The organism is Corynebacterium sp. HMSC064E08 (assembly GCF_001811805.1).
GTDB lineage: Bacteria > Actinomycetota > Actinomycetes > Mycobacteriales > Mycobacteriaceae > Corynebacterium > Corynebacterium jeikeium_D.
In genome coordinates this window covers 258,457-273,899 of the sequence record NZ_KV806698.1, presented here as the reverse complement: position 1 = coordinate 273,899, position 15,443 = coordinate 258,457, and the positions used below count along the sequence as shown (strand labels likewise).

General features: G+C 56.8%; 13 protein-coding genes and 1 tRNA gene. 5 read left to right on the top strand and 9 right to left on the bottom strand.

From position 1 onward, the window contains the following. Position 1: 1 nt before the first annotated feature. The 7 genes from HMPREF2820_RS04440 to HMPREF2820_RS04410 form a co-directional block, all read right to left on the bottom strand. Positions 2-847 (bottom strand): carbohydrate ABC transporter permease, encoded by an 846-nt coding sequence (locus tag HMPREF2820_RS04440; RefSeq protein WP_016423090.1) that lies wholly within the window; start codon positions 845-847, stop codon positions 2-4. A 179-nt stretch (positions 848-1,026) separates the two neighbouring features. Continuing rightward, positions 1,027-2,310, bottom strand: coding sequence for an ABC transporter substrate-binding protein (locus HMPREF2820_RS04435; RefSeq protein WP_088611979.1), 1,284 nt, complete (start codon positions 2,308-2,310; stop codon positions 1,027-1,029). A gap of 525 nt (positions 2,311-2,835) precedes the next feature. Then, entirely contained in the window at positions 2,836-4,047 is a 1,212-nt protein-coding gene (locus tag HMPREF2820_RS04430) for a DUF4032 domain-containing protein (protein ID WP_172620277.1), read from the bottom strand. An 81-nt stretch (positions 4,048-4,128) separates the two neighbouring features. Further along, a complete protein-coding gene (locus HMPREF2820_RS04425) occupies positions 4,129-5,265 on the bottom strand; it encodes an ABC transporter ATP-binding protein (RefSeq protein ID WP_070602974.1) in 1,137 nt (378 codons plus the stop codon). Between the two features lie 97 nt (positions 5,266-5,362). Further along, the gene (locus HMPREF2820_RS04420) at positions 5,363-6,637 is read right to left on the bottom strand and encodes a PhoH family protein (RefSeq protein WP_070602972.1); all 1,275 of its coding nucleotides are present in this window, start codon (positions 6,635-6,637) and stop codon (positions 5,363-5,365) included. Between the two features lie 188 nt (positions 6,638-6,825). After that, complete coding sequence (locus HMPREF2820_RS04415; RefSeq protein WP_070549793.1) at positions 6,826-8,262, bottom strand: FtsX-like permease family protein; 1,437 nt, start codon at positions 8,260-8,262, stop codon at positions 6,826-6,828. Then, positions 8,259-8,975 (bottom strand): ABC transporter ATP-binding protein, encoded by a 717-nt coding sequence (locus HMPREF2820_RS04410; protein ID WP_042389415.1) that lies wholly within the window; start codon positions 8,973-8,975, stop codon positions 8,259-8,261. Before HMPREF2820_RS04410 ends, HMPREF2820_RS04415 begins: the two co-directional genes overlap by 4 nt. 126 nt (positions 8,976-9,101) lie before the next feature. On the opposite strand from HMPREF2820_RS04410, the gene HMPREF2820_RS04405 reads away from it, so the two are divergent. The 3 genes from HMPREF2820_RS04405 (at position 9,102) to HMPREF2820_RS04395 (ending at position 12,257) form a co-directional block, all read left to right on the top strand. Continuing rightward, entirely contained in the window at positions 9,102-9,842 is a 741-nt protein-coding gene (locus tag HMPREF2820_RS04405; protein WP_083308420.1) for a sensor histidine kinase, read from the top strand. Between the two features lie 35 nt (positions 9,843-9,877). Further along, complete coding sequence (locus HMPREF2820_RS04400; RefSeq protein WP_070602970.1) at positions 9,878-10,615, top strand: LuxR C-terminal-related transcriptional regulator; 738 nt, start codon at positions 9,878-9,880, stop codon at positions 10,613-10,615. Positions 10,616-10,736: 121 nt separating this feature from the next. Further along, complete coding sequence (locus HMPREF2820_RS04395) at positions 10,737-12,257, top strand: acetaldehyde dehydrogenase ExaC (RefSeq protein ID WP_070602968.1); 1,521 nt, start codon at positions 10,737-10,739, stop codon at positions 12,255-12,257. Positions 12,258-12,443: 186 nt separating this feature from the next. On the opposite strand, the gene HMPREF2820_RS04390 is transcribed toward HMPREF2820_RS04395, so the two are convergent. Then, positions 12,444-12,881: a hypothetical protein gene (locus tag HMPREF2820_RS04390; RefSeq protein ID WP_070602966.1), complete on the bottom strand. Its 438-nt coding sequence runs from the start codon at positions 12,879-12,881 to the stop codon at positions 12,444-12,446. Positions 12,882-13,310: 429 nt separating this feature from the next. Beyond that, positions 13,311-13,382 (bottom strand) — tRNA-Asn (locus tag HMPREF2820_RS04385). 274 nt (positions 13,383-13,656) lie between these two features. Between HMPREF2820_RS04385 and HMPREF2820_RS04380 the strand changes: the two genes are divergently transcribed. After that, complete coding sequence (locus HMPREF2820_RS04380) at positions 13,657-14,814, top strand: S-(hydroxymethyl)mycothiol dehydrogenase (RefSeq protein ID WP_070602963.1); 1,158 nt, start codon at positions 13,657-13,659, stop codon at positions 14,812-14,814. Further along, on the top strand, positions 14,811-15,443 hold the full coding sequence (locus tag HMPREF2820_RS04375; protein ID WP_048732678.1) for an MBL fold metallo-hydrolase: 633 nt from the start codon (positions 14,811-14,813) through the stop codon (positions 15,441-15,443). Before HMPREF2820_RS04380 ends, HMPREF2820_RS04375 begins: the two co-directional genes overlap by 4 nt.

Sequence of the window (15,443 nt, the reverse complement as noted above, 5' to 3'; positions counted from 1 at the left end):
TTTATGCCTCCACTTCCTTGCTGCGAGTAGCACGCAGCTGCAGCATCGCGATCGCTACGACCACGACGACGAAAATTACTGCCTTGGCTTGACCAACGCCCTCCACACCAATTCGGTTGAACATGGTGTTGACGATGTTCAGAGCAACCATTTCTGTCTCTGAACCCGGCGCACCATTGGTCAGGGCCAAGTTTTGATCGAAGAGTTTGAAAGTGTTCGACAGGGTCAAGAAGAGGCAAATGGTAATCGATGGCATGACCATCGGGATAGTAACGTGCCGCAGAATCTCCCAGCGTCCGGCGCCATCAATCTCCGCAGCTTCGATGAGCTCCGGTGGGACATTCTGCAGACCGGCAATATAGATAATCATCATGTAACCGACCAGCTGCCAGTTGATGAGGATGATCAGACCGGCGTAACCGAACTTCCAGTCGGACACAATCGTCGTACCGTACGATGCCAGCACGGCGTTAATCATCGACTGCCAGGTATAACCGAGCACGATGCCACCGATAAGGTTCGGCATGAAGAAGACTGTGCGGAAGAAGTTCGTGCCCTTCAGCTTGCGCGTCAGAATCCATGCGATCCAGAACGCGAACAAGTTCACAGTAATGATGGAAACAACAACCACCATGAGAGTGAATCCGAAGGAGGCGACGAAGCCCTCGCGCTCACTAAAGGCCTTCTGGTAGTTCTCGATACCAACCCACTGCGCATTAGTGATGGTTGTGAAGTCAGTAAATGATAGGAAGAAACCGATAACGAACGGCACCAGGAACGCGATTGCAAAGGCAATCAGCGTGGGTAGCACGAAAATTGGGAAATACTTTTTCAATGTTGCTTGCATCTACAACACCGCTCCTAAAGCTAAAGGCGGAGCCCGGTGCCTCGAGACCGGTTTAACAGGTCACCGAGCCCCGAGCTCCGCCTTGCCATTGGATGAACTCATTCCGTCGGTTGTTCATGCGCGAGAAGCTTTCGCTTCACACTCACCGATGGAATGGATCACCATTGATTTGCTGGTATTTAATTGTTCGGAGATTCCGCATTCCAGCTGTCGGCGAAAGTCTCGACAACCTTGTCCCACGGCATCTTTCCGGAAGCGTACTGCGCCAGCGCTGCGCCAAAATCATCCTTGAACTGCTGCGACGGGAAGTACTGGAAGTCCCACGGGATGGTGGTCAGGTCCTCGTTCTCAATTGCTGCGGCCACTTCCTTGGCCAGCGGGTCATTCGGAGTGTCGGCTTCAGTGAAGTTCTGGAACGGAGCGATGAATCCGAGATCCTCGACGACGTACTTCTTGCCCTCATCGGTGTTGAACAGCCAATTGACGAAGTCCTTCGTTGCCTTTTGGGAAGCCTCCGAAGCCTTGGAGTTGACCGTCAGGTAGTTCTCAGTACCAACCGAGATGCCGGTCTTATCCTCGTCCTTCAGGCCCATGTACATAGGCATGAACTTAATCTTGTCCTGCTTGACCACGTTGCCGGAGACATCGTTGATCTGGGACCATGCCCAGTTGCCATTCTGAACCATAGCGGCCTTGCCCTGGGCGAATTCCGCCATCGAGTCGGACACAGCCTTCGACGGGGCCAGAGTCTTTTCGACAGTGGAGTTATTCAGGTACAGATCAAAGAGGTTCTTGAACTCCTTGTTGTACTTGAACTTCACATCAGCGGTTTCCTTGGTGCCAAGGTCCTCGAATTCATAATGAACCGGTCCGTTGGCCAAGTGTGTCTGCCAGCGCCAATCCTCACCGGATGCAAGCGAGGTGGAAGCGAAGGTGCCGGAAATCCCCAGCTTGTCCTTCTTGGCCTGCATGTCCTCAGCAACTTCCTTCAGCTTTCCGAAGGCCTTAATCTCGTCGATGCTCTTGGCCTTGGCATCGGGCAGCGCGAAGTACTTGTCCATGATCTCTTCGTTATAGATCAGGCCAAACCCCTCGACTGCAAACGGGACGCCGTATACCTTGCCGTCCTCGCCCTTCAGCGGCTCGATGCCCTCGTTGAGGTTTTGTGCGATCTCAGTGTCAGACATGTCTGCCATGTATTCCTGCCAAGTACGCAGGCCCGCCGGACCATTGACTTGGAACAGTGTTGGCGCGTCCTTTTTACCAATCTCGGCCTTCAGAGTTTGCTCATAGGAATTCGAAGCAGCAGTAACGACCTTGACCTGGACACCAGTCTTGTCAGTGTATGCCTTCGCAATCTTCTGATATGCGGCATCCTGCTCCGGCTTGAAGTTAAGGAAGTAGACACCACCATCTGCAACCGCATCATCACTCGAGCACGCAACCAAACCAGCGGTTGCCATCAGGCCTGCTGCACACAGAGCTGAAAGGCGCTTGAAGTTCTTCACTATATTTTCTCCCTTGAGAAGAAAGGCCACTTCAATGGCATCCTCCGAGCAATTCGGACGAATATTTGCCAGCAGCCGTGGCCTAATTGGATTATCCCGCCCTGCGGCTAGAAGTAGCCTTTCATGCGAACTTCGACGCCACCCACGCGGGTATTCGGTCTCACCAAAATCTTACTTGACCAAAACCAATTTAGGTTGGCCTTCAGCCAGCTGTGAACAAATGCAAAGGAGAAAAATAGCAAAAGCTCTCGAAAGCACACCTAGAATTTGAGCTGTTTTCGAGCTGTTTTCGCTGAACAGAGCCGCCTACCGGCACCAAAGTAAGCACCTGGCCGCGACAATCACACGCAGACCCGACAACCACCGGACCACCAAAAGCACCCCTGTTTGGCGTGAATGTATATTTTTATAATATCCTGGCGAGTCGTTTACTTGTCACTTTTGAAATAATCGTACGCTCGACAGTCTGCTTCTAGAGAGCTACTCGACCTCATCGCTCGCCGGAAGATATACGGACTCGTCGCGATGCCCGGGCAACACTCGGTCTACGTAGCTCTGCACCGCTTCTTGAAGCGGCACATCCGCACGGCGTTTTTCTGCCATGTACCAGCGATGCTCCAAGACCTCGTGGAAAACCTGCGCATCCTGCAGCCTTCCACGCAGCCCCTCGGGCACAGCCAGGATTGTGGCCTCGAAAACTTCACGCAGCCATCGGTGCGCAACCTGCTCTAGCGGAACCCCTTCAAGACCTTCCGCCAACCGAAAGGTCTGCATACTATTGAGCATCCGCCTCGCTTGCCGTTCTTGAACATCCAACCCCGTCAGTCGCATTAACTGCCTATGGTGATGCCCTGCGTCAACCACTCGTGGTCGGAACACAACGCGGCCACCATCACTGGTGACTTTCAGCTCGCCAACATCGAAACCGAGGTCGTTGAGCCTGCGAATCCGCTCATCGACAAGCCAAGGCTCCTCAACACCAATAGATTCTTCCCCCGTCAGCTCTTGCCACAGGTCCTCATAACGCTCAATAATGCGCCTACCCACCGCAATTACGTCCAACTCAGGATCGAGGAATCCGCCGGCCTGCAGATCCATGAGCTCTCCGATGATGTTGGTATGGGCAACGTCAACGTCGTAAAGCCTGCGGGAATCTGAGAGTGTGCCTTGCAAATCTCCCGTTTCCGCGTCGACAAGGTAGGCGGAGAAAGCGTCTGCGTCACGACGAAACAACGTGTTCGACAGTGACACGTCGCCCCAGTAAAAACCAAGGAGATGTAACCGAACTAGCAGGACTACCAGCGAGTCAATCAGGCGGACCACAGTTTCGCGGGTGACCTGTTGAGAAAAAACTGCACGATACGGCAGCGAATACTCGAGATGTTCTGTGACGAGTGCCGCAGTTAACGGTTCGCCATCTGGATCCTTGCGGCCAGTAATGACCGCAAGCGGGCGAACCGATGGAGCACCGAGCCTGACCAGGTCACGCAGCATTCGATACTCATGATGAGCAGTGAACTCACCAATTTCTTTCACTGCAATGACGCGGTCATCCAAGTTGACGAATCGAACAATGTGCCGCGAAATTCCCTGAGGTAGGGCGGCTAACAAATCGTCTGGCCACTGTTCCAGAGGTATATGCCAAGGAAGGCGCAAAAGCTTTGAAGCCACCGTTGTCGCGGCTATTTTCATAGTTTCCGACACGGTGGCTCCTAAAACTGTCTTACTGTCCCACTGCCCTACCAGCTACTCATTTCATCTAAACGAAAGAGTTTAGGCCGGAAGGCGCATACCAGTCGACTTCGAGAACAGGTGCAGCATGCCCGGACGAATCTTGCCGTAAACTACCGAGCCCAACTGCGGCGCGGTGCGCGGGGCGGTACGAATAACCACCTGACCGTGTTCCTCTTCGTCCGGGTTAGAGGAAGATCCGGAGCTCAATGCTCCGCCACCGACGAGATCGCCATACATGAATGCATCGGAGCCCAATTCCTCGACCAAGTTAACCTGCACCGGAATGACGTCATCTCCCGGGCCCTCGACCAGGTCGAATGCCTCCGGACGGAAGCCCACGATAATCTGGTTCTGATCCTCCGGCGTGATTGCAGCAAGTGTGGCGTCCGGCAGCTTAATCTTGGCCTCGCCCAACGTGGCGTAACCATTAGAGACGTTGAACGTGCCCAGGTTCATCGCAGGCGAGCCAATGAAGCCCGCGACGAATTCGTTTGCCGGGGTTTCGTAGAGTTCGCGCGGGGTACCGACCTGCTGCAGAACACCGAAGTTAATGACCGCGATGCGGTCGCCCATGGTCAGCGCCTCAGTCTGGTCGTGGGTGACATACATGGTGGTCACACCCATCCGACGCTGCATGGCCGCAATCTGAGTACGGGTTTGAACACGCAGCTTCGCGTCCAGGTTCGACAACGGCTCGTCCATCAGGAACACCTGCGGCTTGCGCACAATCGCACGCCCCATTGCCACACGCTGACGCTGACCACCGGACAGAGCCTTAGGCTTACGGTCCAGGAACTGAGTTAGATCCAGGGTCTTCGCAGCTTCTTCGACACGACGGTCAATCTCGTCCTTGTCCACACCAGCAATCTTGAGCGCGAAGCCCATGTTCTCGCGCACCGTCATATGCGGGTACAGGGCGTAGTTCTGGAAGACCATCGCAATATCGCGATCCTTGGGCGAGACATTGGTCACATCACGATCACCAATGAAAATCTTGCCCTCATTGACCTCTTCCAGACCGGCAAGCATGCGCAGTGTTGTGGACTTACCACAACCGGAGGGGCCTACCAGAACCAGGAACTCGCCATCGGCAATTTCCAAGTTGAACTTGTCCACAGAAGGCTTCGTCGCACCGGGGTAAATGCGAGTGGCATCAGCAAAAGTCACAGTAGCCATGTGAATACAAACCTTTCATCGGCAGGTACGTGCCGAACGATCCGAGTGAAAGTAACCGCAGGAACAGCTCCTACGTATCTGCCTCACAAGCTTACTCTTAATCGAGCAGCCCCGTCACGAGCTCCGCAATCTTCGAGCGCTCCGAGCGCTTCAGCGTGATGTGTGCAAAAAGCTCGTTGCCCTTGAGTTTTTCAATCACCGCCTGCACACCGTCATGGCGGCCGACGCGCAGGTTGTCACGCTGCGCCACGTCGTGCGTAAGGATGACCCGGGAATTGCTACCAAGACGCGACAACACCGTCAGCAGTACGTTGCGCTCCAGCGACTGTGCCTCATCGACAATCACGAAGCTGTCATGCAGGCTACGACCGCGAATGTGAGTCAGCGGCAGTACCTCCAGCATGTCGCGCGAGGCAATCTCATCCATCACGTTGTCTGAAACCAATCCCTCCAGGGTGTCGTAAACAGCCTGCGCCCACGGGTTCATCTTTTCGTCCTCGCTACCTGGCAGGTAGCCAAGGTTCTGACCACCTACCGCGTAGAGCGGACGGAACACCACGATCCGGCGATGCAGTCCGCGCTCCAGCACCGACTCCAGTCCCGCGCACAGCGCAAGCGCCGACTTACCCGTACCGGCTCGGCCACCGAGGGACACAATCCCTACCGAGTCATCCAACAGCAGGTCAAGCGCCACACGCTGCTCCGCCGACCGCCCCTTCAGGCCAAACGCCTCCGTATCGCCCCGCACAAGCTTGACGACGCCCGGGGCGCTCACCCGTGCCAGCGCAGACTGGCTACCAGCGCTGAGCTGCACACCGCAGTGCAGCGGCTGATCCTGAACCTGCTCGAGCTCAAGGAAGCCATTGGCGAAGAGACGATCAATTTCCTCCGGGTCGACGTCCACTTCCACCATTCCTGAGTACCCAGTCAGAACGACGTCTTGGGCGCGGTAATCGTCGGCAGGCAAGCCGACCGCACCAGCCTTGACGCGAAGCGGAATGTCTTTGGTGACCAGCACGACATCATGGCCATCGTGCTGAAGATTGAGGGCGCAAGCGAGAATACGGTGATCGTTTTCGGCGGTGCGGAAGCCTGCGGGAAGGATGGAGGGATCGGAGTGGTTGAGCTCAATATGCATAAACCCGCCAAGATCATTGGCGGGCACAGGCCGGTCCAGGTGGCCGTAGCGGTAACGCAGCTCTTCGAGGAAACGGAGCGCTTCTCGGGCGAACCACCCCAGCTCTGGGTGGTGGCGCTTGGCCTCCAATTCACTCACCACGACCAGCGGAAGCACAACTTGGTGCTCATCGAACTTCTTGGTGGCGTGGGGATCGGACAGCAGGACCGAGGTATCAAGCACGTAGGTACGCATGCCCTCAGGCTAAAAGTCAGAGGTAGAAATTACGTGGTTGTGAGATGAATGCTTGGTTATCAGATGAACCACAGTTGGTTACAGGCTCTAATCCTCAAGTTGAACCCTAAGGAACTGGCCGAGCACCGAGCACCACTGCCCGGCCACTCCACTGCCCTTTTAATGGCGACTAGTCGTTGCAATGGTGACTAGTCGTTGTGACGGATTTGGCGACCCAGCAACTTGTGGCGAAGCGGATCAACCGCCAAGGTCACAGCGCCAACTGATACAACTCCCACGAGATACGCCAGCGCAACAACAAGGGAGCGTTGACCAAACGTGATTTCGTTCGCAATCGGTCCGAACATGGTGGCTCCCAACAGCGCACCCATGACAAAGCCGAAGATACTGGTCGCAAGCATGGGAAAGAATGTCTGCTTGAAAGTGACCGTGCGGTGGAAGTTGATTGGCGTCCCGATGAAGTCCAGCGCCTTTGTCAGCGATGCCTCTTCATAGACGGCTGAGGCCTGAGTCAGAAGCGTTGACACCAGCAGCAGAATGAAACCGATTACGAAAGTGATAGTCACACCGGTTGCAATATCGTGCGCGAACGTGACATCTGCAACCTCTTCAATCTTGTCTTCGCCAGGCACCATCATTGTGTAGCCAAGCAGCAGAGACAGGAAGGCCATGGAACTTACTCGACGCCACGATTCCTTAGCGTTAGTCGCTACTCGTCGCGTCGCCACAAAATCACTTGACGTACCGAAGAAGCTGGAGATGCGGGCAACAAGCTGGATAAAGAAAGGCGCCACCAGGCCAATTGCCCAGACCATCAGGTACATCATCGCTGCGACACCAAGCGTGGCAGTGACGGTTCCACCCGCGATATTGGAGTTGGCAATCACGTACAGGACGATCGCACCGATAACAACGGCCACAATCATGCGCCATGCCTTCATCGACTTGGGCACTTCCTTGCGGCTAACGCCGAGTGGTGAAATCATCACCCTTCGCAAACCGACCACAGCGGCAAAGAGTGCGAGTAGCACCACTGCTACCCAAACCAGCGGGTAGCCCCACCAGGGCAGCAACATGTCCCAGGTATCCAGGTAGTCATTGTCGAACTTGATTATCGCCCAGAATGGCGCAGTGGCCACCGACAACAACGTGCCCACCACAAGCCCAACAGCTGCCAATACGAGGGTTTCGATAATCACCATGCGCGTAATTGCCCCGTTGGAGAGACCAATTAAGCGCAGAGTTGCCAACCTCTGCTCACGTCCCGCAGCGCCAAGCACCGCCGACTGTGCCACGAGCGAAACCATTGCCGGAATCACAAAAACACAGGCCACGAGTGCCAACTGCAGGTACATCTCGCCCTGACCTTGATTCATGTAATCCTCGGGCGTTGGGTTCGGCGGCAACTGTGGCTCAGCCTGCCAACGGCGGTAAAACATCGCCGTGCCACCGACGACGACCAACGCCAACCAGGTACTCACGGTCATAGCTACCACGGACAGTGCGGACAACCAGCCGTTTCCCGAATGCGATTCACGCCCGGCGCGCTGCAGCCGCGTGCTCAAGTCCGCTAGTGCGCCGGTACGAATTCTCTGGGGTTTTGGTGCTTCAGTTACGGTGCTCACTTTGTAACCTCCGCTCCTGCCAGCATGCGGTCGTCGTGAATCAGGCCATCGCGGATCTCCACACGTCGACGACACCAGTCGGCCACCTTCACATCGTGCGTGACCATCACCAATGTCGTGCCAGTCTGCTCCACCAACGCGGTGAGCTGCTGCATGACCTCATGGCCTGTGGACTGGTCCAGCGCGCCAGTCGGCTCATCGGCGAAGATGACACCTGGCTCGCCGGCCATCGCGCGGGCAATTGCTACACGCTGTGCTTGGCCGCCGGACATCTGTCCTGGGCGACGGCGCGTTAGGTCTTCTAGGCCCAGGCGGCTGAGGACATCGTCGGCAAGCGCGAGTGACTTCGAGCGCTTCTTGCCCTGCAGAATCATTGGCAGAGCAACGTTTTCCCGGGCGGTCAGTTCGGGGAGGAGTTGGCCGTCTTGGAAGACGAAGCCGAAGTCGTGCAGGCGGAGGGCGGAGCGGTCGGCATCAGAAAGCGAATTAATCTTTGTGTCACCGAAGATGACGTCGCCGTCGTCCGGCAGCAACACGCCGGACATGCAGTGCAGCAGCGTGGACTTACCAGAACCTGACGGTCCCATGACTGCCACGGTTTCGCCGGGCTCAATGGTCAGCGAAATGCCGGTGAGAACGGGAGCTGAATTGTAGGACTTAGTGATGTCACGAATACAAAGTCGTGCGTTTCTTGGGCTGTTGTTGTCTGTCATGGCACTCATTTCACTCGCACGGAGGCGATTTCAACACCGTGCCCACTTTCCTTTTGCGGTAGTGCTAGGTCTACTATGCCGGAAATTAATTCCTCCGTAGACAGAGCTTTCGTACCATAGGAAACTATGGAGCTGAAGGATTATTTCCGCAAATATATCGGCGCGAACCGCCGCGAAAAAGCGCATAAACGCAGCTACGAGGAATCCGCCGCCGCTCGCATCGCCGAACTTACCGCTTCACGACGAACAATTGCCGAAGCCTTCGAGATTGAACGTCGCCGCATTGAAAATGACCTCCACGACGGAGCTCAGCAATACATTGTTGCAGCTTCAATGAAATTGGGACTTGCAGAATTGGAGGCATCCAATACTGGCAATGAGGAATTAATGCAGCTCCTCGCGGAAACTCGCGGCCATTTGGAGGATGGATTACGCGCTTTGCGGCGGACAGTCCACGGAATTCACCCGCAGGTGTTGCGCGATCGCGGTCTGCAAGCGGCTGTTGAAGAGATTGCTGAAGGATACGGCCCTCACGTTGTTGTGCACACTCCCTATCCCCTGCCTGAATTGGAAGAAAGTGTGCTCGCCGCGGCGTATTTTTTCTGTGCAGAAGTGCTGACTAATGCGGCGAAATATGCACCGAACGCTCCTGTTTCTGTGCTGCTCACCTCGGATCAAACACTGAATATTTCAATTACGGACCAAGGCCCTGGCGGCGCAAAATTGGGGCGCGGTTTGCGGGGTATGAAAGAGCGTCTAGCCACTTTCGACGGTGCGATGACCATGCACTCTCCCGAAGGTGGGCCAACGCAGGTAATAGCCAGAATTCCTTTGATGTTGAACCGCTGGGAATCAGGTATTGGATAAATGGAAGGCATGGAAATGAAAGGTGCGGAGAAGAAATGAAAATTGTCATTGCGGATGACTCGGCACTCCTGCGGGAGGGGGTCGCGGGGCTCGTCGAAAAGCGTGGACATGAAGTGATTGCGATGGTCGACACTGCCCACGGCCTGGTGGCGGACATCGATGACCGTTTTGATGACACGGGCGAGCTGCCAGATCTGGTGATAACCGATGTGCGCATGCCTCCAAAGATGAGCGATGACGGCCTGCGGGCGGCGGTCGAGTTGCGCGAGCGCTATCCGCAGCTGAATGTGATGGTGCTGTCGCAGTATGTGGCGCCGGCGTATGCGCGTGAGTTGTTCTCGCCGGGCGGTGCTGGGGGTAGTGCTGGGGTTGGTACTGGGGTTGGTACTGGGGTTGGCTCGAGTGGCAGCAGCTCGAGTGGCGGGACTGGATATCTGCTCAAAGACCGCGTTGGCCAGGTGTTGGACTTCTTGGGTTCGCTCGAAGTCGTCGCCGGTGGTGGCGTGGTGATTGACCCAGATGTAGCGACGGCATTGATGCAGTCCGGTAAATCGGGGCTAGCCAGTTTAACGGCGCGCGAGCGCGAAGTGCTCGAGCTGATGGCACGCGGCAAGTCCAATAAGCAGATTGCCGACGACCTCGTGCTTTCCGGGGCGGCAGTGGCGAAACACGTGTCCAACATTTTTATGAAGCTGCATCTGGAGCCCGGTGAGGAAAACCGCCGCGTGCGGGCAATTTTGGAATTTCTCACGGCGACATCGGGGCAGATTTAGGGTCGGCAGCAATCGCATCTCTCACAAAGTCGATGAAAAAATAAGTGTTGATTGTGGCACGAGTCACAATTTAAAGTTGGCACATACGCTTGTTGTTTCCCTATCGAAAGGACGTGTCTACATGACTGTTTACGCCAACCCCGGCACCCCCGATGCGATCTTCACGTACAAGGAGCAGTACGAGAATTTCATCGGCGGTAAGTGGACACCTCCAGTAGACGGGCAATACATGGACAACTCCACCCCGGTTACGGGCGAGGTTTTCTGCCGGGTTCCGCGGTCTAACGAGAAAGACATTGAGCTCGCCCTCGACGCCGCACACAAAGCGAAGGACTCCTGGGCCTCGGTTCCTGCGGCCGAGCGGGCGCTGATCCTCCACCGCATCGCGGACCGTATAGAGGAAAACCTTGAGAAGATTGCCGTCGCCGAGACCTGGGAGAACGGCAAGGCCATCCGCGAGACCCTCGCCGCTGACATCCCGCTCGCAATCGACCACTTCCGCTACTTCGCCGGCGCCACCCGCACGCAGGAGGGGCGCATCTCGCAGATCGACGACAACACGGTCGCCTACCACTTCCACGAGCCACTCGGCGTCGTCGGCCAGATCATCCCGTGGAACTTCCCCCTCCTGATGGCCGCATGGAAGATCGCCCCGGCCCTCGCCGCCGGCAACTGCATCGTGCTCAAGCCTGCAGAGCAGACCCCCGCGTCGATTCTCATGCTCACCGAGATCATCGCCGATCTACTTCCGGACGGCGTCCTCAACATCGTCAATGGCCTCGGCACCGAAGCCGGTGCTGCGCTGACCGCAAGCGACCGAATCTCCAAGATTGCGTTCACCGGATCGACTGCCGTTGGCCAGGTAATCAACAAGGCAGTGTCCGACAAGATTATTCCAATCACGCTGGAGCTCGGCGGCAAGTCCCCATCCATCTTCTTCCCCGACGTCATGGATGCCGACGACGCGTTCCGTGAGAAGTGCATCGAGGGCCTGGCCATGTTCGCGCTGAACCAGGGCGAGGTCTGCACCTGCCCGTCGCGAGCCCTGGTCCACGAAGACATCGCTGATGAGTTCCTGAAGCTCGCGGTCGAGCGCGTCAAGCAGATTAAGACCGGCAACCCGCTGGATACGTCGGTACAGATGGGTGCCCAGGCGTCCCAGGAGCAGCTGGACAAAATCTCCGGATACTTGGAGTCCGGGCCGACGGAGGGCGCGGAGGTTCTCACCGGCGGCAACGTCGCCAAGCTCGAAGGGCTGGAGGGAGGCTACTACGTCGAGCCGACCATCTTTAAAGGCAACAACTCGATGCGTTTCTTCCGTGAGGAGATCTTCGGCCCGGTCCTGGCCGTGACAACCTTCAAGACTCTAGACGAGGCTCTCGACATTGCCAACGACACTATCTACGGTCTTGGCGCCGGCGTGTGGAGCCGCAACCAGAACAACGCCTACCGCGCTGCCCGCGGTATCCAGGCTGGCCGCGTATGGGTGAATAACTACCACAGCTACCCTGCTCACGCAGCCTTCGGCGGTTACAAGCAGTCCGGTATCGGCCGCGAGAATCACTTGATGATGCTCGAGCACTACCAGGAGACCAAGTGCATGCTCGTCTCTTACGACGAGAACCCGACTGGCCTGTTCTAAGAATCCGACCCCTTGGGGCTAGGCGATTTGTCGATTCCGATTCACGTCCGATGAAGGTGTCGACAATCGCCTCTGCCCCCCCCAAAAAAACGCCCTCCGCGCCTGGCAGGTTACGATGGTCGGCCTTAACCTGACGCACCAGGCGCTGGCGACTCCAAAGTTAGAGGCCTAGCTCACGGCCGCCAGCTAGGTCTCTCTTTCTTTCTTCACTTGCCGGTACCACCTACGCATCCGATTAATCGCGGCACTGGCGGCCCATCCGCCAAGAAATAGTAGCGGGATGTAGAAGAACACGACATAGGCGACGGCTAGGCCGTCCTGGCCATCGGGCGGCGTGGTGAGAAATAGGAATGCCAGATCGCCAAGCGCGGCAATTCCTGCACCGGTAGCTGCTGCGACAATGCTCCGCGCGCTGGCCATCCCCCGAGCCAACGACCCATCACCGGCGAAAACGGCTATTGCTCCAACCAGCATTACTGAGACCAACATGGACACAATCCACGACGCAATTCCTTCGTCGTAGGCGAGATTGGGCTCCGGCAAGATTAGCCCACCTAAAACACTCCACGCGACCGCGGCGAAAAAGGACGCCAGCAAGGGGCGGGTTATATTGTCGAGCCTCATGCGTCCCAGGTTACGTGAGATAACTTCCAGAAAGACCGAATCTCCCCTCCCCGGTGGAGAATCGAGTCACGCCCACAAGAACAAAGATCTCCGAGCATAAAGTGGGGTAAGGAGAGAAACTGACAACCCGAAAACTTACGGGCTGCAAATGTGAAACTGTGTAAGTTTATGACACTTTCAGGGCATTTTTCGTGCCATTTTTGACATAAACGCAGTCAGTAACTCCGATCGGCCCAACGCCATCAGCCATAAACGCAGTCAGTAACTCGCACTGGGGTAAGTAGCGAAAGGTGCCCACCGGCGACGCACCGCCCAGACACGCTTCTCCGACTTTCCTAGGGCTTGGATTATTTTCTGTCTGTTTTTGTCTTCTTCGTCTTCTTAAACGAAAACCAGGCCAGAGAAAAACTCTCTGACCTGGCTTAATTGCTCCTCCAGCTGGACTCGAACCAGCAACCCTTCGATTAACAGTCGAATGCTCTGCCATTGAGCTATGGAGGAATATCCATCGCACAGAACCCGCTAAACCGAACTTCGGCCATGCCGTTCCTTGCGACGGATAGATACTTTACCCAGCCCCCTTGAAACTCACAAATCGCCAGGTCAAGGGTCAATTTAGACGTTTTTCCCACACGTCATGACACCGTTGTGAGTTCTCAGAGCCACGCAATCCACACAATCCACGCAACCTCACACAGCGCCCACAAAGCTCCTACCAGTACTGAAAATGCTTTCCATCATGCACTTTTCATACCGCGTTCATACGATAGGGCTTATGTCTGAACAAACCAACGGAACCGAAAACACCGAGCAAACCGCACGCGTTGTGCGCGGCGTTATCGCCCGCGAAAAAGGCGCACCTGTAGAACTTACTGATATCCACATCCCGCTCCCGGGCCCGAACGATGTCATTGTCGACATCCAGGCCTGCGGTGTCTGCCATACAGACCTGGCTTACCGCGACGGCGATATCACCGACGAGTACCCGTTCTTCCTCGGCCACGAGGCCGCAGGCGTGGTCTCCGAGATTGGCGAAGAGGTCACGCATGTTGCCGTCGGCGATTTCGTCGTCCTCAATTGGCGCGCCGTCTGTGGCGAGTGCCGCGCCTGCAAGCGCGGTGAGCCACAGTACTGCTTTAGCACTTTCAACGCCTCCAAGCCCATGACGCTTGCCGACGGCACCGTCCTCACCCCAGCACTTGGAATCGGCGCTTTTGCGGATGCCACCCTCGTCCACGAGGGCCAGTGCACCAAGGTCGATTCGGCAGCCGATCCGGCCGTTGCCGGCCTGCTTGGCTGCGGCGTCATGGCCGGCATCGGTGCGGCTATTAACACCGGCGAGGTCAAGCGCGGTGAATCGGTAGCCGTCATCGGCTGCGGTGGCGTTGGTACGGCCGCTATCGCCGGTGCCAAGCTGGCCGGCGCTAGCAAGATTATTGCCATCGACATCTCGGACGAGAAGCTGGATACCGCCCGCGAATTCGGCGCGACCGAGACCATTAACTCTGCGGAGCTGGTTAAGAGCGATAAGGGCACCGGGGAAGAGGATTCCGTCGTTAAGCGAGTGCGTGAGCTGACCGACGGTTTCGGTGCTGATGTCGTGATTGATGCGGTCGGCCGTCCGGAAACCTACAAGCAGGCGTTCTACGCCCGTGACCTGGCTGGACGCGTTGTTCTGGTCGGCGTTCCGGCGCCGACAATGGAGCTGGATATCCCGCTGGCGGATGTGTTTAGCCGCGGTGGTGCGTTGAAGTCGTCCTGGTACGGCGACTGCCTGCCAGAGCGCGACTTCCCGATGCTGGTGGATCTGTCGTTGCAGAACCGCCTGCCACTAGAGGGCTTCGTGACGGAGCGCATTGGCATTGAGGATGTTGATGAGGCCTTCGAAACTATGAAGGCCGGTAAGGTACTGCGATCGGTGGTGACGCTGTGAACAAGGATTTGAGGGTTGACCACGTTCTCACGTCGGGCACGTTCTCGCTCGATGGTGGCACGTGGGACGTAGACAACAACGTATGGGTGCTCGGCGATGACCGTGAGGTCATTGTCATCGACGCGGCGCATGAGGCGCAGCCGATTATCGATGCGGTGGATGGTCGCAAGGTAAAGGCCATCGTGTGCACCCACGCACACAACGACCACATCACTGTGGCCCCTGAACTGCAGGAGAAGCTCGACGCTCCCCTGCTCGTCCACCCGGGCGACCAGATGCTGTGGGAGCAGTCCTGGCCGGATCTGGCGCACGAGGATCTCGCGCATGGTCAGCGCCTGGAGATTGCGGGCACGGAGGTTGTCATTATTAACACTCCGGGCCACTCCCCTGGCTCGTGCTGTCTGTACGTACCGGAGGCCGCGGAGCTGTTCTCTGGTGACACGCTGTTTTCCGGCGGTCCGGGGGCGACCGGTCGGTCCTACTCGGATTTCGACACGATTATTAACTCCATCCGCGACAATCTGCTGACTCTGCCTGCGGAAACGACTGTCCGCACGGGTCATGGCGACCACACGACGATTGGCCGCGAGGCTCCGCACTTGGAAGAGTGGATTCGCCGCGGCTACTAG

Excerpts from the sequence above, each read along its gene's own strand:
- HMPREF2820_RS04440 (WP_016423090.1), bottom strand. The coding sequence starts at position 847 with ATGCAAGCAACATTGAAAAAGTATTTCCCAATTTTCGTGCTACCCACG.
- HMPREF2820_RS04435 (WP_088611979.1), bottom strand. The coding sequence starts at position 2,310 with ATGGCAACCGCTGGTTTGGTTGCGTGCTCGAGTGATGATGCGGTTGCA.
- HMPREF2820_RS04430 (WP_172620277.1), bottom strand. The coding sequence starts at position 4,047 with ATGAAAATAGCCGCGACAACGGTGGCTTCAAAGCTTTTGCGCCTTCCT.
- HMPREF2820_RS04425 (WP_070602974.1), bottom strand. The coding sequence starts at position 5,265 with ATGGCTACTGTGACTTTTGCTGATGCCACTCGCATTTACCCCGGTGCG.
- HMPREF2820_RS04420 (WP_070602972.1), bottom strand. The coding sequence starts at position 6,637 with ATGCGTACCTACGTGCTTGATACCTCGGTCCTGCTGTCCGATCCCCAC.
- HMPREF2820_RS04410 (WP_042389415.1), bottom strand. The coding sequence starts at position 8,975 with ATGACAGACAACAACAGCCCAAGAAACGCACGACTTTGTATTCGTGAC.
- HMPREF2820_RS04405 (WP_083308420.1), top strand. The coding sequence starts at position 9,102 with ATGGAGCTGAAGGATTATTTCCGCAAATATATCGGCGCGAACCGCCGC.
- HMPREF2820_RS04400 (WP_070602970.1), top strand. The coding sequence starts at position 9,878 with ATGAAAATTGTCATTGCGGATGACTCGGCACTCCTGCGGGAGGGGGTC.
- HMPREF2820_RS04395 (WP_070602968.1), top strand. The coding sequence starts at position 10,737 with ATGACTGTTTACGCCAACCCCGGCACCCCCGATGCGATCTTCACGTAC.
- HMPREF2820_RS04390 (WP_070602966.1), bottom strand. The coding sequence starts at position 12,881 with ATGAGGCTCGACAATATAACCCGCCCCTTGCTGGCGTCCTTTTTCGCC.
- HMPREF2820_RS04380 (WP_070602963.1), top strand. The coding sequence starts at position 13,657 with ATGTCTGAACAAACCAACGGAACCGAAAACACCGAGCAAACCGCACGC.